A 25,164-nucleotide genomic window follows, 5' to 3' on the forward strand; every position below is an offset into this window, starting at 1 on the left:
GTGCTGAATCAGCACCGCCGGGTTTCCCGTTGGTGGCAGGGCTAGGCCGGGGCCAGTGCCTGGTTCAGCACGGTACGGATACGCTTTTCCGAAACAGAGTAGGCCGTGCCAAGCTCAACAGCGAACAGGCTCACCCGCAGTTCTTCGATCATCCAGCGCACCCGGGTTAACTCGGTGCCCGCCCTGCGTCCCGGAAGGAGCGCCGCCTCGGCGTCGTCGTAGTCGTCCTCCAGCGCTTGCACGATTGCCATATTCAGGCTGTCCCGTTGGACGTTGCCCGGGAGCTTCTCCAACCGCTTTTCGATCGCCTGCAGGTACCGCGGCAACTGGCTGAGCTGCGCGTAGCCCGTCTGTGCCACAAAGCCCGGGAACACGAGCTGCTCCAGCTGGCTCTTCATGTCATTGAGGGCGCTGATCAGATGCAGGCTGGCGTTGGATTTCAGCTGCTTCTGGATGCGCCGCGTGCTGGCCAGGACACGTTCGACGACGGCCGTCACCATGAACACTGTGTCGATCAGTTCCGCACGGACTACTTCGTACAACGCATCGAACGACTCCTTGTCCCACGGCAGATCCTGCGGGGTCAGCTTATCGATGGCGGCAAGCGCACAGTCAGCGATCAGGGCGCTCACGGATCCATGAGGATTCTGGCTGAACGTCAGCTTTTCCGTGTTGCTCAAGTGTTCCAGTACATAGCGGTCGGGGGAGGGAATCCGCAGGGCGAGCAGCCGGATAACACCACCACGCATGGCCGCTTCCTGCTCTGGCCGGGTTTGGAACACCCGGAGGGCCACGGATTTGCCTTCGTCCACGATCGCCGGGAAACCGGTGACGGCATGGCCCTTGACCGTCCGGGTGACCTGACGCTCCACGGTGCCGAAGTCCCACGTGGTAATGCCGCCCCGTTCGGCAATAATTGCATCGCCGGCTGGAGCTGCGCCGGGCGCCGGAGTTTGACCATTGGGCGCGCCCGATGGGCCGGTTAGCTTGCCACCCTTGGCGCGTGACGTCGTCGCGGGTGTAGCTCCGAGCGATTCGGCGATGGCGCGGCGCGTGGCCGGTGCCAGCTTTTCCTGGAGTTCAGCGAGGTCCTTGCCTTCGTCGAGCACCTTGCCCTTGCTGTCCACCACCTTGAAACTCACCCGCAAGTGGGGCGGCACTGCGTCCCGGTTCCAGGATCCAGGGGGGATGACGTGCCCGCGCAGCCGGCGAAGGACCAGTTCCAAGGAGGGCTCAAGTTCGTCGGTGGCGGGATCAAAATCTGCTTCCAGGGCTGCCGTTGCTTGCCGGGCGACGTCCGGGGCCGGTACGAAATTCTTCCGCACCTGCTTGGGCAGTGATTTGATCAGCGCTGTGACCAGCTCTACCCGTTGACCCGGAATCTGCCAACGGAACGGAGCGTCGTCCAGCTGGTTCAGGAACAGCACCGGGACTTCAGCGGTAACGCCGTCGGACGGATTAGGGACGGACCCAGGTGCCACGGGATGGAACTCGTAGCTGAGTGGGAGTTCGAATCCCTTGTGCAGCCAGCTCTTGGGGTATGCGGAGTCGTCCAGAGCCTCGGCGTCTTCGCTCATCAGCAGCGATTGGTCGAAGTCGAGCAGGTCGGGGTCGGACTGGCGGGCGTCTTTCCACCACTTATCGAAGTGCCTCTCGGAGACCACGTCCTTGCCCACGCGGGCGTCATAGAACTCGAAGAGTGTCTGATCGTCCACAAGGATGTCACGGCGCCGCATGCGGGTTTCGAGTTCTTCGATCTCCTGGAGCAAGGCGCGGTTCCGGTGGAAGAACTTATGATGCGTCTTCCACTCGCCCTCCACCAGGGCATGGCGGATGAACAGTTCGCGTGACAGCTCGGGATCGACGCGCCCGTAATTGATCCGCCGGTTGGGGATGATCGGTACTCCGTACAGCGTCACTTTCTCATGGGCCATGACGGCCCCCTGCCGCGAAGACCAATGTGGTTCACTGTAAGACCGCTTCACCAGGTCCGGCGCCACCTGCTCGGCCCACAGGGGATCGAACTTGGCGGCAACACGGGCCCACAGACGACTGGTTTCCACCAACTCGGCAGCCATAACGAACGTCGGCGATTTCTTGAACAGCGCTGAACCAGGAAAGATAGCGAAACGGCTGCCTCGCGCACCGGCGTATTCACGCTTGCGCTCATCCAGGAGGCCGATATGGCTCAGCAACCCGGAGAGCAAGCTGATGTGGATGCCCTCGTAATTTCCTACGGGATCGGCTTCGCGTTTGTTGTCCAGCGCGATACCGAGGGGTTTGGCCAACTGCCGGAGCTGGGTGAAGAGGTCCTGCCACTCACGGACACGCAGGTAGTTGATGAACTCGTTGCGGCACAGCTTGCGGAACTGGGTGGAGGACAGCTCGCGCTGCTTTTCCTGGATGTAGTTCCACAGGTTCAGGAAGCCGGTGAAGTCCGAGAGCTCATCCCGGAAACGTGCATGCTTTTCCGAGGCTAGCTGCTGCTTGTCCGTTGGCCGTTCACGCGGGTCCTGGATGGTAAGGGCAGCCGCCAGGATCATGACTTCGCGGACGCAGCCGCGCTTGCCCGCCTCCACGATCATGCGGCCCAGCCGCGGATCCACGGGGAGTTGGGCAAGTTTCTGCCCGACGGCGGTCAGGCCACTGCCGCTGCGACCGTTGCCACCCGCGTCGGCAGCCTTGGGCGAACTCAAGGCGCCGAGTTCGCGCAGGAGCGTGACGCCGTCGTTGATGGCCCGGGAGTCCGGCGGTTCCACGAAGGGGAAGTTTTCTACATCTTTGGGTCCGCGGGCAACGCCCATGGCGGTCATTTGCAGGATGACCGCAGCCAGGTTGGTCCGGAGGATTTCCGGGTCCGTGAATTGCGGACGCGACTCGAAGTCCTCTTCCGAGTACAGGCGGATCGCGATGCCCTCGGACACGCGTCCACAGCGACCCGAGCGCTGGTTGGCCGATGCCTGGGAGACGCGCTCGATGGGAAGCCGCTGGACCTTGGTCCGGTGTGAGTACCGCGAAATTCGGGCGGTGCCAGTGTCGATCACGTACTTGATGCCCGGCACCGTCAGGGAGGTTTCTGCCACGTTGGTGGCCAGGATGATGCGTCGCTTGCCGCCGGGGTTGAAGACCCTGTGTTGTTCTTGAAGGCTCAATCGTGCGAAAAGCGGCAGCACTTCCGTTCCGGCCAGGCGCCGGTTCGATTGGATTCGGCCGTTGATGGCCTCCGCGGCATCACGGATTTCGCGCTCGCCTGAGAAGAAGATGAGGATGTCGCCCGGAGCTTCCTTGGCGAGCTCGTCCACGGCGTCGCAGACAGCATCCAGGGGATCGCGGTCCTCTTCCAGTTCGTCGTCCGAGCTGTCCTCGTCCGCACCAGCGGGCTGCGACAGCGGGCGGTAGCGAATCTCCACCGGGTAGGTGCGGCCGGAAACTTCGATGATCGGCGCTGGATCTTCTTCGCTGCCGAAGTGCTTGGCAAACCGTTGGGGATCGATAGTGGCCGAAGTGATGATGACCTTGAGGTCCGGGCGCTGGGGGAGGACGCGCTTGAGGTAGCCCAGGATGAAATCGATGTTAAGGCTGCGCTCATGGGCCTCGTCGATGATGATGGTGCTGTATTTCCGCAGCAGCTTGTCACGCTGGATCTCCGCGAGGAGGATGCCGTCGGTCATCAGCTTGATCTTGGTGGACGCGCTGACTTCACCGGTGAAGCGGACCTGGAAGCCCACCTCCTGGCCAATCTCGACGTCGAGTTCCGACGCGATGCGTTCGGCCACGGTGCGGGCTGCGAGCCGGCGCGGCTGGGTATGCCCGATCAAGCCCTTGTCTCCAAGTCCAAGTTCAAGGCACATCTTGGGGATCTGCGTGGTCTTACCCGAACCGGTCTCACCGGCGATGATGGTCACCTGGTTTGCGGCAATGGCCGCCATCAGATCCTCGCGGCGCTCGGAGACGGGCAGCTCTGCGGGGTAGGAAATATGAAGTGTCATGGCTGCTGTCAGTCTACTGTGGCTGCGGTTCCACGTCCGCTGTGCCCGTCACAGTCCCCGCTGCATCACTCAGCCGGTGCGAGAGTTCAATGGCGTAGGACTTGAATTCAGCAGGCTCGAGAATCTCGAAGTCCATGTCCATGGCGGCCAGGTACGCTGCCGGGGCGGCCAGGTTGTCCCATCCGGACCGCAGGATGGTGGCTGCCGGGCCGTCGGCAGTCAGCGTCGCGTACTGGGAATTGACGACGGCGGCCACGTCGGCGAGTGGCGCGCGGAGCCGCACAACGACGTCGAACCTGTACGGTGAGCGGGTGATGGACTCCTGCACGTAGGCAGCCAGGTCCTCTGCGGGCAGTGGCCTTGGCGTGTATCTCTTACGTTCCGAGGGCAGGGAAGCAAGCCGGTCAGCCCGGAAGGTTCGCCAGTCTTCCCGCTCGACATCCCACGCCACCAGATACCAGCGGCGGCCAGTGTCCACCAGCCTGTATGGCTCCACCAGCCGGCGTGCGGATTCACCATCGGACTTCACGTAGTCAAAAGAGATTTGGCGCCGGTCCGATATCGCGGCCGAGACGACGGTCAGTTGTTGGGGATCAACAGTGGCTGCATTGCTGGGAAGGGTGGTGACGGCAGCTTTCAGCATGGCGAACTTGGGGCGTAGCCTCGACGGCAGGACTTGCTCCAGCTTTGCCAGAGCGCGGACAGATGCCTCGCCGATGCCTGCCACTGGCCCTGCTGCCACCGAATTCAGACCCAAGGCGACGGCCAGCGCTTCATTGTCGTCCAAGAGCAGCGGCGGCAACTGCGCGCCCGCCCCCAGCTGATAGCCGCCGGCAGTGCCGGGGGAGGCATGGATGGGGTAGCCAAGGTTCCGCAGCTTGTCGATGTCGCGCCGGACGGTCCGCTCGGTCACACCCATACGGTTGGCGAGTGCCGGACCCGTCCATTCCCGACGCACCTGCAACAGTGACAACAGCTGGAGGAGCCGGGCAGACGTTTGGATCATGCAAGTGAATCTAGCCCATGCATCCTCGATGTGGAGGCCGGCGGTGACACAGGGACGCCCGCCGTTCCGGGAATCCTGCAGAATTCTTTGAACGGACGGGCGTCAGTTGGATGTGGCGTGGCGGACTTTGCAGTGGACTGGCATGCCCCTAGTAGATGCGGGGATTCCAGTACGGGCTGCTCGGAGCGTCGAAGGCGCTCCAGGGTTCCTTGGAGTTGATGGGCGGGTTGTGACCGCGACCATCCTTCAACAGGGCTGAAACAGTAGCGGCGACGGCGGTGAGGAGGACGATGAAGAGGATGATTCCGAAGATTTCCATGCCTCAAGCCTGCTCTTGTGGCACTAGAAGAAACAGTGGCAGAAATGCCCCATTTAGATAATTTTCTGCCACACTGGAGATATGTTGAAATCAGTGGCGGTGATCGTTGTTCCCAACTTCTCGGTCTTCGAATTTGGTACGGCGTTCGAGGTCTTCGGCATCGACCGATCGGACCGTGGTGCCGGGGTTCCGGCTTTCGATTTCCGTGTGGTTACCCCGGAGCCGGGTGATGTCCGCATGAAGTCCGGCCTCTCCCTTCACGTAAACCTCGGCCTCGAAGCAGCGGCCGATGCAGACCTCGTCATCATGGCGCCGTTCGGTCGGGACCAGGAGGTCCCCGAGTCGGTCATGGACGCCTTGCGTGCAGCACATGCCAGGGGCGCTTGGGTGATGTCTATTTGCTCAGGGGCTTATGCCCTGGCCCGTGCCGGTTTGCTGGACGGACGCCGTTGCACTACGCACTGGCACTACTCGCAGGACCTGGCCAGCCGATACCCGTCCGCGATCGTGGATGAGAATGTCCTCTACGTGCAGGACGGAACCATCATTACCAGCGCGGGTACGGCCGCCGGCATCGACGCGTGCCTCCATCTTGTCCGTGAGGAGTTAGGGGCGAACGTGGCTGCCGCGATCGCACGCGACATGGTGGTACCGCCACATCGCGACGGCGGCCAAGCCCAGTTCATCGACAGGCCCATGCCCCGCTGTGGTTCGGCACCGATGGAGGAACTGCTGCGCTGGATGGTTGAACACCTCGACGAGGAGCACAGCGTGAACGAATTGGCTTCACGGCTCCACATGTCTCCCAGAACGTTCGCGCGTCGTTTCCGCGCGGAAACCGGGGCGACGCCAGCGGCCTGGCTGAACTCGCAACGCGTGCTGCGCGCCCAGGAACTGTTGGAAACCACGGAGCTGAACATAGACGAGATCGCTCGTGTTGCAGGGTTCGGGCATTCAGTCCTGCTGCGCCACCATTTCACCAAAGTGCTGGACACGAGTCCGCAGAGCTACCGGCGAGCGTTCCGTGGTCAGCTGGCCGAAGCCATCTAGGATGCTGCGTTATCGCCGGCTGCCGAGCCGGCCTCGTGACTCTGAGCCTTCGGCCTTGGCGCACTCCACCAGTTCCTGCCAGGGTCCGGTGACGGCGCGGTCGGGCAGGGTGGCCCGGCGTTGCCCGGCGCGGATGGAGTACATGAACCGGTCCGGTTCATTGGGAGTCCGGGATTGACTCTTGGCTTCGTCCCACGGGCAGGCCTCAACGATCGGAACCCATCGTTCCTTTTCATCGGGGGACACAGCGTCCACGCTCCAGACGCGTGTCATCGCGGCGATTCCCCCACTGCGTTGAACGGTGATCTTCATGACCGGCTGCTTCTCGTTCGACGTTCCGTGGTCAGTCAACCGGCAGGGACCGAACCAAATTGTCCGGTCCCGCCACCCGACTAAACCTTGACCTTCACAGTCTCCCACGCCTTCAGGACGGCGTCATGCTCAGCTGATCCGGTACCGAAGAGTTCCTCAGCGGTTGCGACAGTAGTCCTGGCAAACTTTCCAAACGTGCAGGTTGCCGGCAGGGATCCGCTGGTCAATGTGCCGTACCAAATCTGGCCCGGTGCCTCCCAGGCATTGCCACTGAGTTCTGCGGCGACCACGTAGAAAGCCTTGTTCGGGATGCCGGAATTAATATGTACTCCACCATTGTCAGCACTCGTCCGTACGTACGTATCCATGGAGTCCGGCTGGGGGTCCTTACCCAAAACATCGTCATCGTAGGCTGTCCCCGGTGCTTTCATGGAGCGCAGGGCAGCGCCCTGGACCTGATCGGTGAAAAGGCCCTCTCCGATGAGCCAAGTGGCCTCCCCGGCGGACTCGTGTTTCAGGTACTGCTCCACGAGGACGCCGAAGACGTCCGACATGGACTCGTTGAGTGCTCCGGCTTGGTTCCGGTAAGCCAGATTGGCCGTGTATTGCGTAACCCCGTGGGCGAGTTCATGGCCTATGACGCTCACGGACTTGGTGAAGCGCTGAAAAATCTGGCCATCGCCGTCACCGAAGACCATCTGGCTCCCGTCCCAAAAGGCGTTGTCGTAGAGCTTCCCATAGTGAACTGTTGCGTCGAGGGCGAGCCCCGCGTCGTCAATGGAGTCCCTGCCGAACACGTCCCCATACAGGCGATGCGTGCTTCCGAGGCCGTCATAGGCCTCGTCCGCTGCAACGTCGCCGATGGGTGGAGCACCCTCCTTGCGGACGATGCGGCCGGGCAGGGCTTCCGAGGACCCGGCATCAAAGATGGTCCGCTTTGGCGGGCCCGGTTTGGCTTGGCGCGCGCTCGGTGGTGCAGCGGGGATGGGGGCGGTGCGGATGGCCTGCAGATCCTTGATGTGCAGCAACGACTCCTTGGCGGCTCGGGCAACCGCGCGGAGCCGTGGTTCGTGCCGGGCAGCAATCCTGCGCAGCATATACGGCGGGACGATTGAACACATCACGGCAAAACCCCTTTTGGCTATCGGTATGACCAACTGAAATCAGCCTAGAAGCAGGCGCCGACAATATTGCGGTGCAGGCCCGGCAAGCCCCGAACTGATAGTGGGTATCCGGCACACAAAAATACCCCGCCAGCAGGGCTGGCGGGGTATTCGTAGTGCCCTCGATAGGATTCGAACCTACGGCCTTCTGCTCCGGAGGCAGACGCTCTATCCCCTGAGCTACGAGGGCATCCAGGGTTCCCTCCGTTGCCGGTGGGACGTCCTAGAGCTTAGCAGTCCCGGCGCCGCAAATGAAAACCCGGCGCCGCGGCGGCGAGCCCGGTCCGGACCTTGCGAATCAGTAGCCTGCGAACGAGTCGACATGGACCCGACGCGCACCTGCGCCGCGTGCTGCGGCGCGCAGGGAGTCCACGCTCGCCGGGGAGCCGGAGACAAACACTTCCCGATCCCCAATGTCCGGAACCAGCTCCTTTAGGCGCGCGGCATCGATCCTGGAGGTACCGGCGTCCACCATGAACTCCGGGGGAGTGGAACCGTCCGCCAGGCGGGCGATCACCTTTGCCCCGGAGGCTTCCAGCTGTTCTACACAAGCCAGCTCCTTGCGACCCTTCGCGAGGTACACCACCACGGTGTCGCGTACGGCGTCGTCGGCCGCCAGTTGCGACAGGAAAGGCGTGATGCCGATTCCTGCAGCGATCAGCAGGACCGGTTTCCCGGCGTCGTGCGGTAGAACAAAGTCGCCGCCCACGGCCGTTGCAGTAACGCTGTCCCCGGGCCGAAGCGCAAGCAGTGCCTTCTTAGCCGTAGACAGCGGCTCGGCCGTACCCACGCCGAACGTAACCTCGGCCGCCCCGGGTGGGCTGGTAATGCTGAAGACCCGTCGACGACCCTTACCGTCGGAACCGGAATGTGGCAGGTTGAGCTCCATGAACTGCCCGGCCGCAAAGCGTACTGGCCGCTGTGGTTCGAACCTGAATTCAGTGCTGGCGGGAGTGAGGGGTCGCGAGCCCTTGAACGTCAGGTGGACGCCTCCTCGCTGCCCCAGGAAGAACGCAATGAGGTTGCCCAGCAACAGCGCGAGTTCCGGGGAGTTGGCAACGAAACCGAAGTTATAAGGAACCGCGAAAACAACACCCACGACGGCGGCAAGCGCCAGCTGCTGCCAGCGACGGGGAGGCAAGGTGAGAGGCTCCGAGAGCATAAAGCCCACGAAAAACAGCAGCGGCCGTTGCGCCAGGGACTGCCATAAGGCCTGACCCAACGTCATGTTGCGGCTTAGCAGCTCTACGGTGATGATGCTTGTGGCAGCCACCAGGAAAACGGTGGCCATCAGCATTTTCCGTGTGCGGTACAGGACAACCAGCACCCCCGGGACCAGGAGCCAGAGCATGGCAGGCGTGGCAGCCCACCACGTGGCAATGTTCAGCCCCGTCAGGCCCGTGACGAACGCTCCGGCCGCGGCTGGATTGAAGATATGGCGTCCACGGAAGGCCAGGGCATACTTGGACACGCTGGCCAGCACGCAAGCCAAAGCAACCCCCGCCATGTCCATGACCCCGAACGCGGGCCAGAACAGGAAGTAGAGCAGCAATCCGGTGATAAGGGACGACTCGGTGTGCGGCTTCACCCGGAAGAGCAAGGCAAGCAATCGGCTGGACGCGTAGGTCACGCCCAAGCAGAGCACCAGGTGGACCAGCATCTCGGGCAGGCCAAAGGTCAACCATCCCAGGATGTTGAGGACCATGCTGTAGGCCGCCAGCACGCCCAGAACCCAAAGAATCAAGCGGTACATGGTGAAGCGGCCCAACCAGGTATCCAAACGGGACTTAGCGGCAATCATGTGAACAGTCTCCCCTCAAAACCGCTCGAAAAGTCGGCAGCACCACTCGACGACACCCTCAGCCATGAGAAATCGAATTCCTCCTCCAGCGGAGCGGGGTCAATCATGAACATTGCCGTGGCCACCCCGTCTGCCACCAAGGCGCTGGCAGCCATGGTCCACGTAGCCACCGTGGTGTGTATGGGCTTGCCCGTGGTTCCATCCAGAACATGGTGGAGACCGTCACCCCACGCGCGTCGGTTGGAGGCCGAGGCGCACAGCGCGGAGTTGTCCAGCTCCACAGTGCCGATTGCCTCCCGGGGGTTATAGGGATGCTCCAACGCAACGGTGACCGGGTGGTTTCCGACATGCAGCATGTCGCCGCTGCCATCCACCAGGAAGTCTGTGTGACCCGTTTCTTGCAGGACTTTTCCCAAGAGGTCCACCAATTGGCCCTTCCCGGCGGCTCCAACGTCCAGGACCACTGGCGCTTTCGCGGAAAGCTTCCTGCCGGACCAGTCAAGGACGTCCTCCCATCGGGGTGGGGCGAGGGGAGTTCCCAACGGAATAAGGGCATATGCGGCGTCATAACCCAAGCGCTCCAGGCTGCTGCCAATCAGGGGCGTCACGGCACCATCGCTGAGGCGATACAGCGTGGAATATAGCCCTTGGAGGGCGACTGCATGCTCCGGCAGCGTGATGCTGCCTTGACCACGGGACAGGCCGGACACCAAGGAATCCGGCCTGAACCGCGACCATGTCTTGTCATAAGCCGCGACTGTCTCGAGCAGTTGGTGCGTGACAGCGGGTACCAAACACTCCGGCGTCGAAATCTCCCACTGCGTACCGATCCCTTCAAAGCGGAAGTTGCTCCAGCCAGGGTGCGGCACGGCTGCTACTTGGCCTGGGACTTGATCTGTTTCACGGCTTCGTTGAAGCCGCCGGATGTCAGGGAAGAGCCAGCCACCTTGGAGACGTTGAGTTCGTCGATGTTCTTCCCCACGATCTGTGCGGCGATGCCGCTGGCGAACTCGCCTTGGAACTTCTTGGTGTTGGGGTTGGAGGGGTGGACCGTGATGTTCACGGCGGACACTGTGTCCCCGGCTAGCGTGAGTTCAACACCTACCGTTTCCTGGCCGTTGGGCGAGGTGTAAGTTCCGTCGGAACTGTAGGTCCCATCCTTGTAGGTGGACGCACCGGTGGAAGCGACATCCGTTGACGATGAAGTGCTTGCAGATGTTGGGCTGCTGGCTGCGGCCTGCCCTCCATCTTGGGTAGCCGGGGTCTGGGTGCCGGGGGCTTGTGTGGTGGGGGCGCATGCCGCGGCTGTTCCGATGATGGATAGGCCGGCGAAACCAACGTAGAGGCTCTTGCGGAGTGGCGTAGTCATGGTTCTGCTCGTTTCAGCTGGACAAGAATTCGTCAATGGTCATTTTCGTCAAGGGGATACTGCATGTACCGGGATGACCATCGAGGCCACCTCCTACGTGTTCACAACGTTGAATTCAGCGTAATGGTTCAGCCTGTGCCGCCAGATAACCGTTCCTGTGAGTGGGCTGTGTCCACGGTATCCACATAAGGGAGCCTCAATTCCGCGACTTTGCGGGCCCCCGGTAGGCTAGAAGCGTGACTCCCGAAGAACTCTCTGCTGCCATATCCGCCTGTCTTAAGGACGCCGTCTCCAGCGGCGAAATCGCCTTGACGGAATCTACCGTGCCCGACGCCGTGCGAGTGGAGCGACCCAAGAACCGGGATCATGGAGACTGGGCCACCAACATAGCCCTGCAACTCTCCAAGCAGGCAGGGATGAACCCCCGCGAATTCGCAGGAATCCTTAGCAATCATTTGCAGGACATTCCCGGTGTTACCGGTGTCGAAATCGCCGGTCCCGGCTTCCTGAACATCACCGTGGATGCTGCCACAGCCGGCGCCCTCGCCAAGGCTATTGTGGAGGCTGGAGCCAGCTACGGCACCAACCAGGCGCTCGCAGGACGCGTTGTCAACATGGAGTTCGTTTCTGCGAATCCCACCGGTCCGTTGCACATCGGCCACACACGTTGGGCTGCCCTTGGCGATGCCATTGCCCGTGTCCTGCGTGCCTCGGGTGCTGACGTCACCGCCGAGTATTACATCAACGACGCCGGCTCGCAGATGAACGTGTTTGCCAACTCGGTCCTCTCACGCCTTCACGGCCGTGGCGTGCCTGAGGGTGGCTACCCGGGCGAGTACATCCGTGAACTCGGCGACGAAGTCCTGAAGGCCCACCCGGGCATCCGCGAACTGACGGACGAGGCAGCCCTGCCCGTTATCCGTGCCGCTGCCTACGAGGCACAGATGGCAGACATCAAAACCACACTGGCCGAGTTCGGCGTCGAGTTCGACGTGTTTTTCTCCGAGAAGGAACTGCACGACGCCGGTGCGATCGAATCAGCCGTCGCCCGCCTTCGCGAGCAGGGCCACGTGTTCGACGACGGCGGTGCCGTCTGGCTGCGCACCACCGATTTCGGCGACGACAAAGACCGCGTGATGATCCGCGCCAACGGCGAACCCACCTACTTCGCTGCCGACGCTGCCTACTACCTCTCGAAGAAGGACCGCGGCTTCACCGAGAAGATCTACTTGCTCGGCGCGGACCACCACGGGTACATCAACCGTTTGAAGGCCATTGCCGCGTGCGCGGGCGATGATCCCGAAGCCAACATCGAGGTCCTTATCGGCCAGCTTGTGTCCGTGAATGGCGCCAAGTTGTCCAAGCGTGCCGGCAACATCATCGAGCTCAAGGACCTTATTTCCTGGCTCGGCAAGGACGCCGTCCGGTATTCCCTGGCTCGTTTCCCGGCCGATTCGCCGCTGACGCTGGATCCGGAACTGCTGAAGAAACACAGCAACGAGAACCCGGTGTTCTATGTGCAGTATGCCCACGCCCGCTCCCGCGGCACGGCCCGCAATGCTGCCGAGGCCGGGGTGGAGCGTTCTGTCTTTGACGCATCGCTGCTGAATCACGCCACTGAAAACGAGTTGCTCTCCTACCTAGGCAGCTACCCGTCCATCGTGGCGAAGGCCGCCGAACTGCGTGAGCCGCACCGCGTGGCACGGCACCTCGAAGTCATCGCAGGTGCCTACCACCGCTGGTACGACGCTTGCCGCGTCTCGCCGCAAGGCGAGGAACCAGTACAAGACGTCAACCGCACGCGCCTGTGGCTGAATGACGCCACCAGTCAGGTGCTCGCCAACGGACTCGAACTGCTGGGCGTTTCTGCGCCGGAACGGATGTAGGGAATGGACACATACACTGCACATGCTTCTCCGCTCGCACCCGGGTGGCTGGCCGTTCCCGAAGACCTCAACGCCTTGCAGGCTCCCATGTGGGCTGCCGGGGTTGAAAAGAACGACGCCGGTGAGGTCACCATTGATGGTGTGTCCGTCAGCGATCTCAAGGAACAGTACGGAACCCCGCTGTTCGTCATGAGTGAATCGGACTTCCGTTCCCGTGCCCGGGCGTTCAAAGACGCCTTTGATGCCGCCTTCGAGGACATCTGCGGGGGAGTGGACGTCTACTACGCCGGAAAGTCATTCCTGTGCACTGCAGTGGCCAGTTGGGTGGCTCAGGAAGGCCTTCGCTTGGACACCTGTTCGGGCGGCGAGCTGGCTGTTGCCGCCCGCGCGGGAATTGAAGGACCCAACCTTGGCCTGCACGGCAACAACAAGTCCGACGCCGAGATCAACCGCGCCCTGGACATGAAGCTCGGCAGGATCGTGGTGGACAGCCTCGATGAACTTGAGCGCGTAGCCGAGATCGCCTCCGGCCGGGGCGAAACCGCCAAGGTCATGCTCCGGTTGACCCCTGGCGTGCATGCCCACACCCATGAGTTCATTGCCACGGCCCACGAGGACCAGAAGTTCGGCCTCTCCATGGCAGAAGACTCCACCGAGGAAGCAGGATTGTCCGCAGCCGAGGAAGCAGTAGCTGCAGCAACCTCTTACGCCAGCATCGAGCTCCTGGGCCTGCACTGCCACATCGGTTCGCAGATCTTCGAGCCCGACGGCTTCGCCGTCGCGGCAGAGAAGCTCCTGGGCTTCCTCGCCGCAATGCAAGCCAAGTACTCCATCGTCATGCCCGAACTGGATCTCGGTGGCGGCTACGGAATCGCCTACACCCCGGTGGATACGCCCCGCCCGCCGGCGGAGATCGCGCAGGCGATGGCCGCCGTCGTGCGCTCCAAGTGCGCTGAACTGAACATCACGCCACCGCGTATCTCCATCGAACCCGGACGTGCCATTGTGGGCAGCACAACCTTCACCCTGTACGAAGTTGGCACGCTCAAAACCGTCCGCGTTGACGCTACTGAGGGTGAAGAAGGGCAAAAGAACGTTACGTATCCGCGTCGCTATGTGTCGGTGGACGGCGGAATGAGTGACAACGCCCGTCCGGTGCTTTACGACGCGGATTATTCGGCAATTTTGGCTTCCCGGGACTCGCATGCGGCCCCGCAGCTGTCCCGAGTAGTGGGCAAACATTGCGAGAGCGGCGACATAGTTGTTAGAGATGTATATCTGCCCGCGGACGTGGCAGCCGGTGATTTGCTCGCAGTACCGGGTACCGGCGCCTACTGCTGGGCCCTCTCCAGCAACTACAACTACCTGGCCCGGCCTGGCGTTGTCGCTGTACGCGACGGAGCCTCCCGGCTGATTGTCCGCGGGGAAACCGAAGAAGATCTCTTGAACCGCGACATGGGAGTGGCGAATGTCTGAAGTGCGAACCTTGAAGGTGGCCCTGTTGGGCTGTGGCAACGTTGGGGCCCAGGTTGCGCGGATTCTGATTGACGACGCCGAAGCCCTCGCTGCCCGCAGCGGCGCCCGCTTGGAACTTTCCGGCATCGCCGTGCGCAACATTGATTCCCCGCGTGACGTCGAGCTGCCGCGTGAACTGTTCACCACCGATGCCGATACGTTGGTCAAGGACGCGGACCTCGTCATCGAACTCATGGGTGGCATTGAACCTGCCCGCTCGCTGATCCTGACCGCCATCCAGAATGGCGCATGCGTTGTTACCGGCAACAAGGCGCTGCTCGCGCAGGACGGTCCCACTCTCTATGAGGAGGCCGACAAAGCCGGGGTCCAGTTGTCCTATGAGGCAGCCGTCGCCGGAGCCATCCCCATCCTGCGCCCTATCCGCGACAGCCTGTCCGGAGACCGCATCACCCGTGTGCTGGGCATCGTCAATGGCACTACCAACTTCATCCTTGACCAGATGGACAGCACCGGCGCGCAGTTTGCCGACGCCCTCGCCGAAGCACAGCGCCTCGGCTACGCGGAAGCCGACCCCACTGCCGACGTCGAAGGCCACGACGCTGCAGCGAAGGCCGCGATCCTTGCGTCACTGTCCTTCCACACGCGCTTCTCTTTGGACGATGTCTATTGCGAAGGCATCACCAAGGTCAGCGCTGCGGACATCGCCTCCGCCAAGGAAGCCGGCTTTGTTATAAAGCTGCTCGCGATTGCCGAGAAGATCGACTCATCGGACAACGGCAGCGGCATCTCTGTCCGCGTCCACCCCACGCTCCTGCCGCGCGAACACCCACTGGCCGCTGTCCGTGGTGCCTTCAACGCCGTCTTCATTGAGGCGGAAAACGCCGGCGAACTGATGTTCTACGGACAAGGCGCAGGTGGAACGCCCACCGCATCCGCTGTGCTGGGTGACCTCGTGTCCGCTGCCCGCCGCTTGGTTTTGGGCGGCCCCGGGCGCACGGAAACCACCACGGGCCACGTCCCGGCACTGGCCATCGATGCGTCCACAACGAGTTACTACATCGGCTTGGACGTCGCTGACCAAGCCGGTGTGCTGGCCCGGATTGCCCACATCTTTGCGGAGAACGGCGTCTCCATCGAAATCATGCGCCAAACAATCCACCGCGACTCAGCCTCGAACGTTGAGTCGGCTGAGCTGAAAATCGTGACGCACCGCGCGTCCGAAGCTGCACTCGCGGCAACCGTCGAGGCCGTCAAGGGCCTGGACGTCATCAATTCCGTAACATCCGTACTGCGGGTAGAAGGGGTCTAAGTGGCTCACCAATGGCGCGGAGTAATCCGCGAATACGCTGATCGTTTGCCTGTAACGGAAGCCACCAAGGTCATCACCCTCGGCGAGGGCGGCACGCCGCTCGTCCACGCGCAGAAGCTTTCCGAGCTGACTGGCTCAGAGGTGTACCTGAAGGTCGAAGGCATGAACCCCACGGGTTCCTTCAAGGACCGCGGCATGACCATGGCCATGACGGCCGCTGTAGAGGCCGGTGCCAAGGCTGTAGTTTGCGCCTCGACCGGCAACACCTCCGCCTCTGCTGCGGCTTACGCCACGGCCGCAGGCCTCAAGTGTGCAGTGCTGGTACCCGAAGGCAAGATCTCCATGGGCAAGCTGAGCCAGGCCATCGCCCACGGCGCTACCCTGCTCCAGGTTGATGGCAACTTCGATAACTGCCTGGACATCGCCCGAAAGCTCGGCGAAGCCTATCCGGTGTTCCTGGTGAACTCCGTCAACCCGGCGCGCATCCAAGGCCAGAAGACGGGCGCCTTCGAAGTTGTGGACACCCTGGGCGACGCCCCTGACATCCACGTACTGCCAGTGGGCAACGCAGGCAATATCAGCGCCTACTGGAAGGGCTACAAGGAGTACTCCGCGCCCTTCGAGACCGCTAAGGGAACACTTCCGGCTGTTTCGACCAAGACCCCCGTCATGTGGGGCTTCCAGGCTGCAGGGGCCGCGCCGTTCGTAGCAGGGCACCCCATCACCGAGCCCGACACGATCGCCACCGCCATCCGTATCGGCAACCCGGCCTCGTGGGAGACTGCCGTAGCTGCCCGTGACGAGTCGGGCGGATTGATCGAGGCTGTCACCGATGATGAGATCCTGGCCGCCCACCGCTGGCTCTCCGCCAAGGAAGGCGTCTTCGTTGAACCCGGCTCCGCTGCCGGTGCCGCAGGCCTGATCAAGAAGCACGCCGCAGGCGAGGTTCCGTCCGGCAAAACCATCGTCATCACGGTCACCGGCCACGGACTCAAGGACCCCCAGTGGGCCCTCCGCACCGAAGACGGCAGCGACGTCCAGCCCGTCAAGGTGCCGAACGACGTCGTCACCGTTGCCGCAGAACTGGGACTGGAAGAAAACTAAGAGTGGAATCAACGCAGCCCACCGCGACCGATCGTGCACTCGTCGCGGCAGGCCAGCGGCTGACCGTCAAGGTCCCCGGTACGAGTGCCAACCTGGGCCCCGGCTACGACAGCCTCGGCTTGGCCCTGTCCATTTACGACACCTTGACAGTGGAAACGCTCAGCACCGGAGAGCTCGAGTTCGAGCTCTCCGGTGAGGGTGCTGACACTCTCCCGCGTGATGCCAACCACCTGGTAGTACGCGCAATTGACCTCGCGCTGGACCGGCTTGGCTTCCGCCACTCCGGCCTAAAAATCACTGCGGACAACGTCAATCCCCATGGGCGGGGGCTGGGCTCCTCAGCCTCCGCAGTGGTTGCCGCTGTTATGGCCGCCAACGCTCTGGTTCCGGCGGAATCCCGGCAGGACCGCGACTGGATCCTGCAGCTAACCAGCGAGATGGAAGGACACCCGGACAACGTCGCTCCCGCCATTTTCGGCGGACTGGCGCTGTCATGGCAGGACAGCGAGCAGTACAGCAGCACCCGGGCTGACGTCACACGGTCGGTCATTCCCGTGGTGGCGGTCCCGGACTATGAGCTATCCACGGAAACTGCACGCGGACTGCTCCCCGCATCCATTGGTCATCACGCGGCAGCAATGAATTCCGGACGTGCAGCCTTGTTGATTCACGCTCTCACTGCGGATCCCACGTTGCTGTTGCCAGGCACGGAAGACTATCTTCACCAGAGCTACCGCGCCCAGGCCATGCGCCCCAGCGCCGATCTCATCGCAGCTCTTCGGTCTGCGGGCCATGCAGCTGTTGTCTCCGGCGCAGGCCCCACCGTTATGGTGTTGGCCAATGGTGCCGACGAAGCCGCCACGATTGTCGAATTCATCGGGACATTCACGGAGCTCAACACACCCGCCGTCGGTTGGCGTGTGATGACGCTGGCTGTGGACGTACAAGGTGCTAGAGTGGAAGTGCACCGCCGGTAAAGCCGCGGGCAGTTCCCTGATTTTGGATCTCGGTGTTTCGCCGTACCTTTCGTCAACTGTGCCAACGTTGGTGGTGTCGTCTCTTTCCGGCCTGTCTCAGGTGCCGCAGAAATCTCTCTGTTCCCTGAACACTACGCCGGCTGTCCGGGCAACTGGATTCAGTGATGACGATCAGTATCCGGCCCTGTTGGCCACAATCCTTCAGGCACGGCCCAAATCACCGGCTGCAGATCTGAACTGCAGCCCAGAACAAATCATCGCGTCCAGCTCTCGCTCTGGACGCCGTCGAGGGGGAAGGATCCTTCGTGACAGAAACCACTGAGCTGGCTTCAGCTGTGGACACAACATCTTCTGCTGCTGAGTCGTCAACGGCAGCAACCACTAAGAGCAGCGGCCTTGCAGGCCTTAAGCTCGCCCAGCTTCAGGCTCTCGCGAGCCAGCTGGGCATTTCCGGGGGATCCCGTATGCGCAAGGGGGACTTGGTAACGGCTATTTCGGCACATCGTGCCGGGACATCCACTACCAAGGCGCCCGCCAAGGCCACGGCAAAGGCAACTGCGGCCAAGGAAGCCCCGGCTGCAGAGCCAAAGGCCGCCGCGGAAAGCAGCGCACCTGCTGATGCAGCTGTCGAGGCCCCGGCCCAGGAAGCACCGCGCGGACGTGGTCGCGGTCGCAGCCGCCGCGCCACCAGCGATGGAGTGGTAGCAGCTGCTGAAGCCGCTGCTGCGCCTGCCGAGCCCGCAGCCGCACCGGTTGCCGAAGCTCCGGCAGCCGTCGAGACCGGCGAGGCCGCTACTGAGCGTCGCCAGCCGCGTACGCGTAACCGCCGCCGCGGCGAAGCTGCCGCGGCGCCTGCCGAAGCAGCAGAAGCACCAGCAGCCGAGCAGCGTACGGAACAGCGTGAGCAGCGTGCCGACCGCGCTGAGCAGCGTGAGCAGCGTGCCGACCGGACTGAGCAGCGTGAGCAGCGTGCCGATCGGACTGAGCAGCGTGAGCAGCGTGCCGACCGGACTGAGCAGCGTGAGCAGCGTGCCGATCGCACCGAACAGCGCGAACAGTCCGACTCGGGCGAGCAGCAGCGCGAACGTCGCGACAACACTCGCGGACGCCGTGAAGACAGCAACGACGGCGACGATACCGGCAACCGTCGGAACCGCCGCAACCGTCGTGACCGCAACGAGCAGACCGACCGCCGCGGCGGCCAGGACAGCCGTGATGGCAACACTCGCAGCGACCGCTTCCGTGACCGCAACGAGCGTCGCCGTGGCCGCGCACAGGGGCCGGACGTTGACGACGTCGAGGTCACCGAAGACGACGTTCTGCTTCCCGTAGCAGGCATCCTGGACGTTCTGGAGAATTACGCGTTCATTCGGACCTCCGGATATCTCCCCGGTGCAAACGACGTCTACGTTTCCCTGGCACAGGTCAAGAAGTACAACCTTCGCAAGGGCGACGCCGTCGTCGGCGCCATCCGCGCACCGCGTGATGGCGAAGACCGCAGCCAGCAGTCGGCCCGCCAGAAGTTCAACGCGCTCGTCCGCGTCACCTCGGTCAACGGCAAGACGCCGGATGAACTCAAGGATCGCGTCGAGTTCGCCAAGCTCGTACCGCTGTACCCGTCCGAGCGCCTGCGCCTCGAGACGGATCCCAAGAAGATCGGTCCGCGTGTCATCGACCTCGTGGCCCCGATCGGCAAGGGCCAGCGTGGCCTGATCGTCTCCCCGCCGAAGGCCGGCAAGACGCTCATCCTGCAGTCCATCGCGAATGCAATCACCACCAACAACCCTGAGGTCCACCTCATGATGGTGCTGGTTGACGAACGTCCCGAAGAAGTCACGGACATGCAGCGCACCGTCAAGGGTGAGGTCATTGCCTCCACCTTCGACCGTCCCGCCGACGACCACACTACGGTTGCCGAGCTTTCCATCGAACGCGCAAAGCGCCTGGTGGAAATGGGCATGGACGTAGTGGTCCTCCTGGACTCAATGACACGGCTGGGCCGCGCCTACAACCTGGCAGCACCGGCCTCCGGCCGCATCCTGTCCGGTGGTGTGGATTCCGCAGCACTGTACCCGCCCAAGCGCTTCTTCGGTGCAGCCCGCAACATCGAAAACGGCGGCTCGCTCACCATCCTTGCAACCGCGCTCGTCGAGACCGGCTCCAAGATGGACGAAGTCATCTTCGAAGAGTTCAAGGGCACCGGCAACATGGAGCTCCGCCTGTCCCGCCAGTTGGCAGACAAGCGCATCTTCCCGGCAGTGGACGTCAACGCGTCCGGTACGCGCCGCGAAGAGAACCTGCTCTCGCCTGAAGAAGTCAAGATCATGTGGAAGCTGCGCCGCGTCCTTTCCGGCTTGGAGCAGCAGCAGAGCCTTGAGCTGCTGACCAACAAGATCCGGGAGACGCAGAGCAACGTCGAGTTCCTCATGCAGGTTCAGAAGACGACGCTCGGAGCGAAGTCGGACAACGACAAATAGCGTTATCTGGGGTGGGGCCGTCGAGTAATTTTGCCGGCCCCGCCCCTTCGCGTTGCTGCTGACGTACTGCGTACGTCGGCAGCAACGCTACGACAGGCCCGATGCCACTCCCGGGCCGGCAAAATTACTCGACGGCGGTCAGGTCACCTTGGGCGTTGCCGTCACCTTCGCTGGCCGGCTTATTTGAGCGGTTGGTCGTTAAGTCACCAATCGTCGCAACTAGACTTGTCTGCGAGTCGAAAGAGGTTTGAAAATGTTTGAGTCCGTACAGGGATTGCTTGATGAGCATGCTGCTATTCAGGCGCAGTTGAGCGATCCTGCCGTTTATGCCGATCAGTCTGCTGCAAGGAAGTTGGGGCGGCGGTCTGCTCAGCTTCAGGGCATTGTGGAGGCTTACAACAAGTGGCGCGGGCTCAATGATGATTTGGAAGCTGCCAAAGAGATGGCAGACGAAGATCCCGAATTCGCTGCAGAAGTTGTGCAGTTGGAGGAGCAGATTCCTGCGGCACAGGAGCGTCTGCGCCGTCTTCTGATCCCGCGTGATCCGGACGATGCCCGCAACGTAATCCTTGAAGTCAAGGGCGGCGAAGGTGGCGACGAAGCTGCATTGTTCGCCGGCGACCTTCTGCGGATGTACATGCGTTACGCCGAGTCGCGGGGTTGGAAGACCGAAATGATCTCCGCCACCGAATCCGATCTTGGTGGATACAAAGACGTCGCCGTGGCCATCAAGGGCAATTCCAACGACCCCGCACAGGGCGTTTTTGCCCGCTTGAAATTTGAAGGCGGCGTGCACCGCGTCCAGCGGGTTCCCGTCACTGAGTCGCAGGGCCGCATCCACACGTCGGCTGCCGGCGTGCTGGTGCTCCCCGAAGTTGATGAGCCCGAAGAACTTGAGATTAGCCAGAACGACCTCAAGATCGATGTTTACCGTTCATCCGGACCGGGTGGCCAGTCCGTGAATACCACCGACTCCGCCGTCCGCATTACCCACTTGCCAACGGGCATCGTTGTGGCCATGCAAAACGAAAAGTCGCAGCTGCAGAACCGTGAGGCCGGTATGCGCGTTCTCCGCGCACGTCTTCTGGCCCACCAGCAGGAACAAATCGACGCTGCCAACTCTGAACAGCGCAAGTCGCAGATCCGCACCATGGACCGTTCGGAGCGCATCCGAACTTACAACTTCCCGGAAAACCGCATTGCGGACCACCGCACCGGCTACAAGGCCTACAACCTCGATGCCGTGATGAACGGCGATCTTGAACCCGTGATCCAGTCAGCCATTGAAGCTGACGAGCAGGCACGCCTGGACGCCATCGGCGAATAGCGCTGCCGGACAACAACCACAGCAGAGTTCATCCATGACGTTTTACCAAGGCCAGAGCCTCGCGGACGCTGTTCGCGAGGCTACTGCCGTCTTATCCGACGCCGGGGTGCCCAGCCCGCGTGTCGACGCCGAGTTGCTTGCCGAACACCTGCTCGGTGTCGGCCTTGGCCGCCTCCGCGCCATGTTGCTCGGCGACACCCCCGCTCCCGAAGGTTACCGGGAACTGGTGGAGGAACGCGCCGGTCGCGTCCCCCTGCAGCACATCACAGGCGTCGCATATTTCCGACACCTGGCGTTGCGTGTGGGGCCGGGCGTTTTCATTCCGCGTCCTGAAACGGAATCGGTGGTGCAACTGGTCATCGATCACGTCGCAGGAATGCAGAAACCCAAGGTGGTGGACCTCGGCACAGGATCCGGTGCTATTGCCGGCTCCATCGCCCACGAGGTTCCGGGCGCTGAAGTTCATGCCGTGGAATACAGTGCGTTTGCGCACGCCTGGGCTGCGAAGAACCTCGAACCGCTTGGTGTCATTCTCATTGAAGGCGACCTGCGGAATGCCCTCCCCGAACACAACGGAACCTTCGACGTCGTCGTATCCAACCCGCCCTACATCCCGGCCGAAGCGATCCCCACAGAGCCTGAAGTTGCCCTCCATGATCCGCCGGAGGCACTGTACGGTGGGGGAGCGGACGGCATGGAACTTCCGACGGCGGCAGCGGGCTCAGCGGCCCGCCTCCTTAAGCCCGGTGGTTACTTTGTGATGGAACATGCGGAAGTCCAAGCAGAATGGATCGCCGGCATGCTGCAACGAACCGGACGTTGGAAAGACGTCGCCACGCACTGTGACCTTAATGGCAAGGAACGAGCCACCAGTGCTGTCCTGGCAAGCCCGACTCCTGATGAGTGAAAGAATAGCGCTGTGACCACAACCTATAACTGCACTTCCGATGACCAGCGGACTGAGGGGCTCCAGCATGCCCAGCGTGCCATCAGCGAAAAGAAGTGCATCGTGCTGCCAACGGACACCGTCTACGGCATTGCCGCTGACGCCTTCTCGCCGTTGGCCGTTACCATGTTGCTGGCCTCCAAGGGTCGCAGTCGGCAGATGCCGCCTCCAGTCCTTATTCCACGGGTCAACGCCTTGGACGGGCTGGCCACCGACGTACCTGCCGATGCCCGGGCGCTGGCTCAGGCCTTCTGGCCTGGTGGTCTGACACTGATCCTGCATGCTCAGCCGTCTTTGGACTGGGACCTCGGCGAAACCAAGGGCACCGTCGCCCTCAGGATGCCCGATGACCAGATCGCTTTGGAACTCCTGGGGCTTACAGGTCCGCTGGCGGTTTCCTCCGCCAACCGGACGGGTCAGGAAGCAGCACAGACAGCCTCGGAAGCGCGACTGCAACTGGCGGAGTCCGTTGAGGTCTACCTTGAAGGCGGCTTCCGACCGGTCAAAGGGACTGCTGCCCTGCCCTCCACGATTGTTGACGCCACCTCCACCCCGTTCCGGGTAGTGCGCCAAGGAGCCATTGAGTTGGAGCGGCTCCGCGAGATCGTTCCGTCCATTCTGGGCCTTGGCGAAACCATCGATGTGCCCGCGGATTATGCTGCCGTCACGCCGCAGGAAGAGGCCACAACAGCGGATGATGCGCCGGTCGAAGTAACGGAAGCCCACGCCGTCGAGGATTCAAACCGGGAAACGGTGAAGCCAGAGGCCTCAAGCGAAGCCAAGCCCGAATGATTCCGGAGCGCCAACGCGTCCCCGTCCTTGACGTTGACGCCACTCCGATGCGCGTCAATGAACTCATTGACGCCATGGGCGGACTCATCGCTGCCGGGTCCACAGGTACCGTGCTGGGGCACAATCTCCACAGCATTACTCTTTTCCATTCATGTCCGGATGTTCGTGCGCTTTACCAAGCGAGCACGATTGTTCTGCTGGACGGGGCCCCTGCGACCTGGCTCTGGGGCCTGGACCGCATGCGACGACGACCGCCGCTCAGCGAAGGACCCATGGCGTACCGGCTCGGTTCCACGGACTGGATCCCGGAACTTGGCAAAGTCCCTGGACTGCAACGGGTGGCAGTCATCGGCGCAGGACGAGAGGCCAACACCAAAGCAATCGCCCGGTTACGGTCCATCATTCCCGGAGCCACTGTCGACGGTATGCCCGGGGAGGGTTGGGACGAGGCCCTTGAAGATGCCGTAGTGGACTGGCTTAGCGAATTCCGACCCCAGGTGGTTTTGCTTGGGTTGGGCATGCCCCTGCAGGAAAAAGTCCTGCACCGTAGGCTCGCACAATTGCCGCCTGCCCTCTATTGCGCAGTTGGTGGCGCCATTGAACAAGTTGCAGGCATCCAGAAACTGGCGCCACGCTGGCTCGGACGCTTAGGGCTCGAATGGGCCTGGCGCCTGGTCCTTCACCCGGGCCGCGTGGCCTACAGAGTTTTTGTTGAACCTTGGAAGCTGGCAGGCCTGCTGACTCGGCGCCGTTTCCAACCATCCAAGACCAAAGGCAAGTAAATGACGTCCCACCCTGTCGTGGTCGCAGTTGTAGTGACCTATAACCGGCGTGAACTCCTCCAGACCACTTTGGAAGGCATCGCCGCAGGTACCCAAGTACCGGACGCGGTCGTCATCGTGGACAACGCCTCCACGGACGGAACCGCAGAGTTCCTGCAGCAGTATCAAGGCCCGGTAACCGCTGATGTGGTCAAGTTGAACACGAACGTGGGCGGTGCCGGAGGCTTCGTTGTCGGCATGGAGCGGGCCGTACTGGACCACGGGGCTGACTACGTGTGGATCATGGACGACGACACGGAACCGCAGCCGGAGGCCCTTCGCGAAGCATTGGACGTCTCTGAGTCCTACCACCATGAAACAGGGGATGCCCCGGCCTTCATCGCAAGTCGTGTTGTGTGGACTGATGGCCGCGACCACCCGATGAATCGTATGCGGCCGCGCATGGGAGCGAGCCAGAACGGGCGCAGTGCTGCTGCCCGGCTGGGAGCCACCCAAATCCGGAGTGCTTCCTTCGTGTCGGTGCTGATTCGCGCTGAAGAGATCAAAAAGCATGGCCTGCCGATTGCGGACTACTTCATCTGGAACGACGACTTGGAGTACACCGCCAGGATTTCCCGTCGGGGGATCGCATTGACCACCAACGCATCGGTTGCCAACCACCACACAAAGGTCTTTGGCGATGCTGGAGCGGATCCCGGCCCGCGCTTCTACTATGAAGTGCGAAACAAGCTCTGGGTCTATACCCGATCGAACGCCTTGGCACCGTGGGAAAAGATCTTGTTCACCGGCGCTTCGCTGCGCAACTGGACCCGCACCATTGCCGCCTCTCCGAATCGAAAAGTGCTGTTGGTCGGACTTTTTAAGGCCCTGCGCCACAGCCTGAAAGCTCCACGCTCCAATGCGCAGGTGCTCGATGGGATCTACGCACTGCGCGATGTGCAGGAGCCGGTTCGGTAAGAGAGCCACGCGGCATAACCTCAGCCAAACACGCTGGGGCTTGGCGGCTGCGTCACAGGGTGGTCACGACCGTTGGCATTAGTATCGTGACTAGAGTCCACAGAAATCCCGCAACATTCGGC

20 protein-coding genes and 1 tRNA gene are annotated in these 25,164 nt (G+C 62.3%); 12 read left to right on the forward strand and 9 right to left on the reverse strand.

Translation table 11 applies throughout. The features are described from left to right. Nucleotides 1-41: 41 nt before the first annotated feature. From hrpA to AC0J5Z_RS10855, 3 genes are all read right to left on the reverse strand, one after another. On the reverse strand, nucleotides 42-3,989 hold the full coding sequence (gene hrpA, locus AC0J5Z_RS10845) for an ATP-dependent RNA helicase HrpA (protein ID WP_475039274.1): 3,948 nt from the start codon (nucleotides 3,987-3,989) through the stop codon (nucleotides 42-44). A 13-nt stretch (nucleotides 3,990-4,002) separates the two neighbouring features. Further along, nucleotides 4,003-4,995, reverse strand: a complete 993-nt coding sequence (locus AC0J5Z_RS10850; RefSeq protein ID WP_475039276.1) for a helix-turn-helix transcriptional regulator — start codon at nucleotides 4,993-4,995, stop codon at nucleotides 4,003-4,005. 148 nt (nucleotides 4,996-5,143) lie between these two features. Then, a complete protein-coding gene (locus AC0J5Z_RS10855; RefSeq protein WP_309994503.1) occupies nucleotides 5,144-5,314 on the reverse strand; it encodes a hypothetical protein in 171 nt (56 codons plus the stop codon). Nucleotides 5,315-5,395: 81 nt separating this feature from the next. Between AC0J5Z_RS10855 and AC0J5Z_RS10860 the strand changes: the two genes are divergently transcribed. Next, nucleotides 5,396-6,364 carry a GlxA family transcriptional regulator gene (locus AC0J5Z_RS10860; protein WP_475039280.1) on the forward strand — a complete coding sequence of 323 codons (969 nt, stop codon included), beginning with the start codon at nucleotides 5,396-5,398 and terminating at the stop codon, nucleotides 6,362-6,364. Nucleotides 6,365-6,373: 9 nt separating this feature from the next. On the opposite strand, the gene AC0J5Z_RS10865 is transcribed toward AC0J5Z_RS10860, so the two are convergent. The 6 genes from AC0J5Z_RS10865 to AC0J5Z_RS10890 all read right to left on the reverse strand — a co-directional run bounded on the left by AC0J5Z_RS10865 (nucleotide 6,374) and on the right by AC0J5Z_RS10890 (nucleotide 11,009). Continuing rightward, a complete protein-coding gene (locus tag AC0J5Z_RS10865; RefSeq protein ID WP_475039282.1) occupies nucleotides 6,374-6,676 on the reverse strand; it encodes a protealysin inhibitor emfourin in 303 nt (100 codons plus the stop codon). 80 nt (nucleotides 6,677-6,756) lie between these two features. Then, nucleotides 6,757-7,797 carry a M4 family metallopeptidase gene (locus AC0J5Z_RS10870; protein ID WP_475039662.1) on the reverse strand — a complete coding sequence of 347 codons (1,041 nt, stop codon included), beginning with the start codon at nucleotides 7,795-7,797 and terminating at the stop codon, nucleotides 6,757-6,759. 159 nt (nucleotides 7,798-7,956) lie between these two features. Then, a tRNA-Arg gene (locus AC0J5Z_RS10875) sits at nucleotides 7,957-8,029 on the reverse strand. A gap of 108 nt (nucleotides 8,030-8,137) precedes the next feature. Next, nucleotides 8,138-9,640 (reverse strand): FAD-dependent oxidoreductase, encoded by a 1,503-nt coding sequence (locus tag AC0J5Z_RS10880; RefSeq protein WP_475039284.1) that lies wholly within the window; start codon nucleotides 9,638-9,640, stop codon nucleotides 8,138-8,140. After that, on the reverse strand, nucleotides 9,637-10,509 hold the full coding sequence (locus AC0J5Z_RS10885) for an FAD:protein FMN transferase (RefSeq protein ID WP_475039286.1): 873 nt from the start codon (nucleotides 10,507-10,509) through the stop codon (nucleotides 9,637-9,639). The genes AC0J5Z_RS10880 and AC0J5Z_RS10885 overlap by 4 nt, the downstream gene beginning before the upstream one ends. Nucleotides 10,510-10,514: 5 nt before the next feature. Beyond that, nucleotides 10,515-11,009 carry an FMN-binding protein gene (locus AC0J5Z_RS10890; protein WP_475039289.1) on the reverse strand — a complete coding sequence of 165 codons (495 nt, stop codon included), beginning with the start codon at nucleotides 11,007-11,009 and terminating at the stop codon, nucleotides 10,515-10,517. A gap of 236 nt (nucleotides 11,010-11,245) precedes the next feature. Between AC0J5Z_RS10890 and argS the strand changes: the two genes are divergently transcribed. The 11 genes from argS (at nucleotide 11,246) to AC0J5Z_RS10945 (ending at nucleotide 25,042) form a co-directional block, all read left to right on the forward strand. Further along, nucleotides 11,246-12,895 carry an arginine--tRNA ligase gene (argS, locus tag AC0J5Z_RS10895; protein WP_475039291.1) on the forward strand — a complete coding sequence of 550 codons (1,650 nt, stop codon included), beginning with the start codon at nucleotides 11,246-11,248 and terminating at the stop codon, nucleotides 12,893-12,895. A 3-nt stretch (nucleotides 12,896-12,898) separates the two neighbouring features. After that, the gene (gene lysA, locus AC0J5Z_RS10900; RefSeq protein WP_475039293.1) at nucleotides 12,899-14,371 is read left to right on the forward strand and encodes a diaminopimelate decarboxylase; all 1,473 of its coding nucleotides are present in this window, start codon (nucleotides 12,899-12,901) and stop codon (nucleotides 14,369-14,371) included. Further along, a complete protein-coding gene (locus tag AC0J5Z_RS10905) occupies nucleotides 14,364-15,680 on the forward strand; it encodes a homoserine dehydrogenase (RefSeq protein ID WP_475039294.1) in 1,317 nt (438 codons plus the stop codon). The genes lysA and AC0J5Z_RS10905 overlap by 8 nt, the downstream gene beginning before the upstream one ends. Next, the gene (gene thrC, locus AC0J5Z_RS10910; protein WP_475039295.1) at nucleotides 15,681-16,784 is read left to right on the forward strand and encodes a threonine synthase; all 1,104 of its coding nucleotides are present in this window, start codon (nucleotides 15,681-15,683) and stop codon (nucleotides 16,782-16,784) included. Between the two features lie 2 nt (nucleotides 16,785-16,786). Next, complete coding sequence (gene thrB, locus AC0J5Z_RS10915) at nucleotides 16,787-17,761, forward strand: homoserine kinase (RefSeq protein WP_475039296.1); 975 nt, start codon at nucleotides 16,787-16,789, stop codon at nucleotides 17,759-17,761. Between the two features lie 305 nt (nucleotides 17,762-18,066). After that, nucleotides 18,067-20,238 carry a transcription termination factor Rho gene (rho, locus tag AC0J5Z_RS10920; RefSeq protein ID WP_475039298.1) on the forward strand — a complete coding sequence of 724 codons (2,172 nt, stop codon included), beginning with the start codon at nucleotides 18,067-18,069 and terminating at the stop codon, nucleotides 20,236-20,238. A gap of 253 nt (nucleotides 20,239-20,491) precedes the next feature. Then, complete coding sequence (prfA, locus tag AC0J5Z_RS10925; RefSeq protein WP_309072963.1) at nucleotides 20,492-21,565, forward strand: peptide chain release factor 1; 1,074 nt, start codon at nucleotides 20,492-20,494, stop codon at nucleotides 21,563-21,565. A 34-nt stretch (nucleotides 21,566-21,599) separates the two neighbouring features. Continuing rightward, nucleotides 21,600-22,472, forward strand: a complete 873-nt coding sequence (prmC, locus tag AC0J5Z_RS10930; RefSeq protein ID WP_475039300.1) for a peptide chain release factor N(5)-glutamine methyltransferase — start codon at nucleotides 21,600-21,602, stop codon at nucleotides 22,470-22,472. 12 nt (nucleotides 22,473-22,484) lie between these two features. Beyond that, the gene (locus tag AC0J5Z_RS10935) at nucleotides 22,485-23,303 is read left to right on the forward strand and encodes an L-threonylcarbamoyladenylate synthase (RefSeq protein WP_475039302.1); all 819 of its coding nucleotides are present in this window, start codon (nucleotides 22,485-22,487) and stop codon (nucleotides 23,301-23,303) included. Continuing rightward, nucleotides 23,300-24,085, forward strand: coding sequence for a WecB/TagA/CpsF family glycosyltransferase (locus AC0J5Z_RS10940; RefSeq protein WP_475039304.1), 786 nt, complete (start codon nucleotides 23,300-23,302; stop codon nucleotides 24,083-24,085). The genes AC0J5Z_RS10935 and AC0J5Z_RS10940 overlap by 4 nt, the downstream gene beginning before the upstream one ends. Further along, complete coding sequence (locus AC0J5Z_RS10945) at nucleotides 24,086-25,042, forward strand: glycosyltransferase (protein ID WP_475039306.1); 957 nt, start codon at nucleotides 24,086-24,088, stop codon at nucleotides 25,040-25,042. Nucleotides 25,043-25,164 lie beyond the last annotated feature (122 nt).

Source organism: Paenarthrobacter sp. TRD_SC_7 (assembly GCF_056156245.1).

What these genes read in the sequence shown, in the direction of transcription:
- hrpA (WP_475039274.1), bottom strand. Translation starts at nt 3,989, where the DNA reads ATGACACTTCATATTTCCTACCCCGCAGAGCTGCCCGTCTCCGAGCGC.
- AC0J5Z_RS10850 (WP_475039276.1), bottom strand. Translation starts at nt 4,995, where the DNA reads ATGATCCAAACGTCTGCCCGGCTCCTCCAGCTGTTGTCACTGTTGCAG.
- AC0J5Z_RS10855 (WP_309994503.1), bottom strand. Translation starts at nt 5,314, where the DNA reads ATGGAAATCTTCGGAATCATCCTCTTCATCGTCCTCCTCACCGCCGTC.
- AC0J5Z_RS10860 (WP_475039280.1), top strand. Translation starts at nt 5,396, where the DNA reads ATGTTGAAATCAGTGGCGGTGATCGTTGTTCCCAACTTCTCGGTCTTC.
- AC0J5Z_RS10865 (WP_475039282.1), bottom strand. Translation starts at nt 6,676, where the DNA reads ATGAAGATCACCGTTCAACGCAGTGGGGGAATCGCCGCGATGACACGC.
- AC0J5Z_RS10870 (WP_475039662.1), bottom strand. Translation starts at nt 7,797, where the DNA reads ATGTGTTCAATCGTCCCGCCGTATATGCTGCGCAGGATTGCTGCCCGG.
- AC0J5Z_RS10880 (WP_475039284.1), bottom strand. Translation starts at nt 9,640, where the DNA reads ATGATTGCCGCTAAGTCCCGTTTGGATACCTGGTTGGGCCGCTTCACC.
- AC0J5Z_RS10890 (WP_475039289.1), bottom strand. Translation starts at nt 11,009, where the DNA reads ATGACTACGCCACTCCGCAAGAGCCTCTACGTTGGTTTCGCCGGCCTA.
- lysA (WP_475039293.1), top strand. Translation starts at nt 12,899, where the DNA reads ATGGACACATACACTGCACATGCTTCTCCGCTCGCACCCGGGTGGCTG.
- AC0J5Z_RS10905 (WP_475039294.1), top strand. Translation starts at nt 14,364, where the DNA reads ATGTCTGAAGTGCGAACCTTGAAGGTGGCCCTGTTGGGCTGTGGCAAC.
- prfA (WP_309072963.1), top strand. Translation starts at nt 20,492, where the DNA reads ATGTTTGAGTCCGTACAGGGATTGCTTGATGAGCATGCTGCTATTCAG.
- prmC (WP_475039300.1), top strand. Translation starts at nt 21,600, where the DNA reads ATGACGTTTTACCAAGGCCAGAGCCTCGCGGACGCTGTTCGCGAGGCT.
- AC0J5Z_RS10940 (WP_475039304.1), top strand. Translation starts at nt 23,300, where the DNA reads ATGATTCCGGAGCGCCAACGCGTCCCCGTCCTTGACGTTGACGCCACT.
- AC0J5Z_RS10945 (WP_475039306.1), top strand. Translation starts at nt 24,086, where the DNA reads ATGACGTCCCACCCTGTCGTGGTCGCAGTTGTAGTGACCTATAACCGG.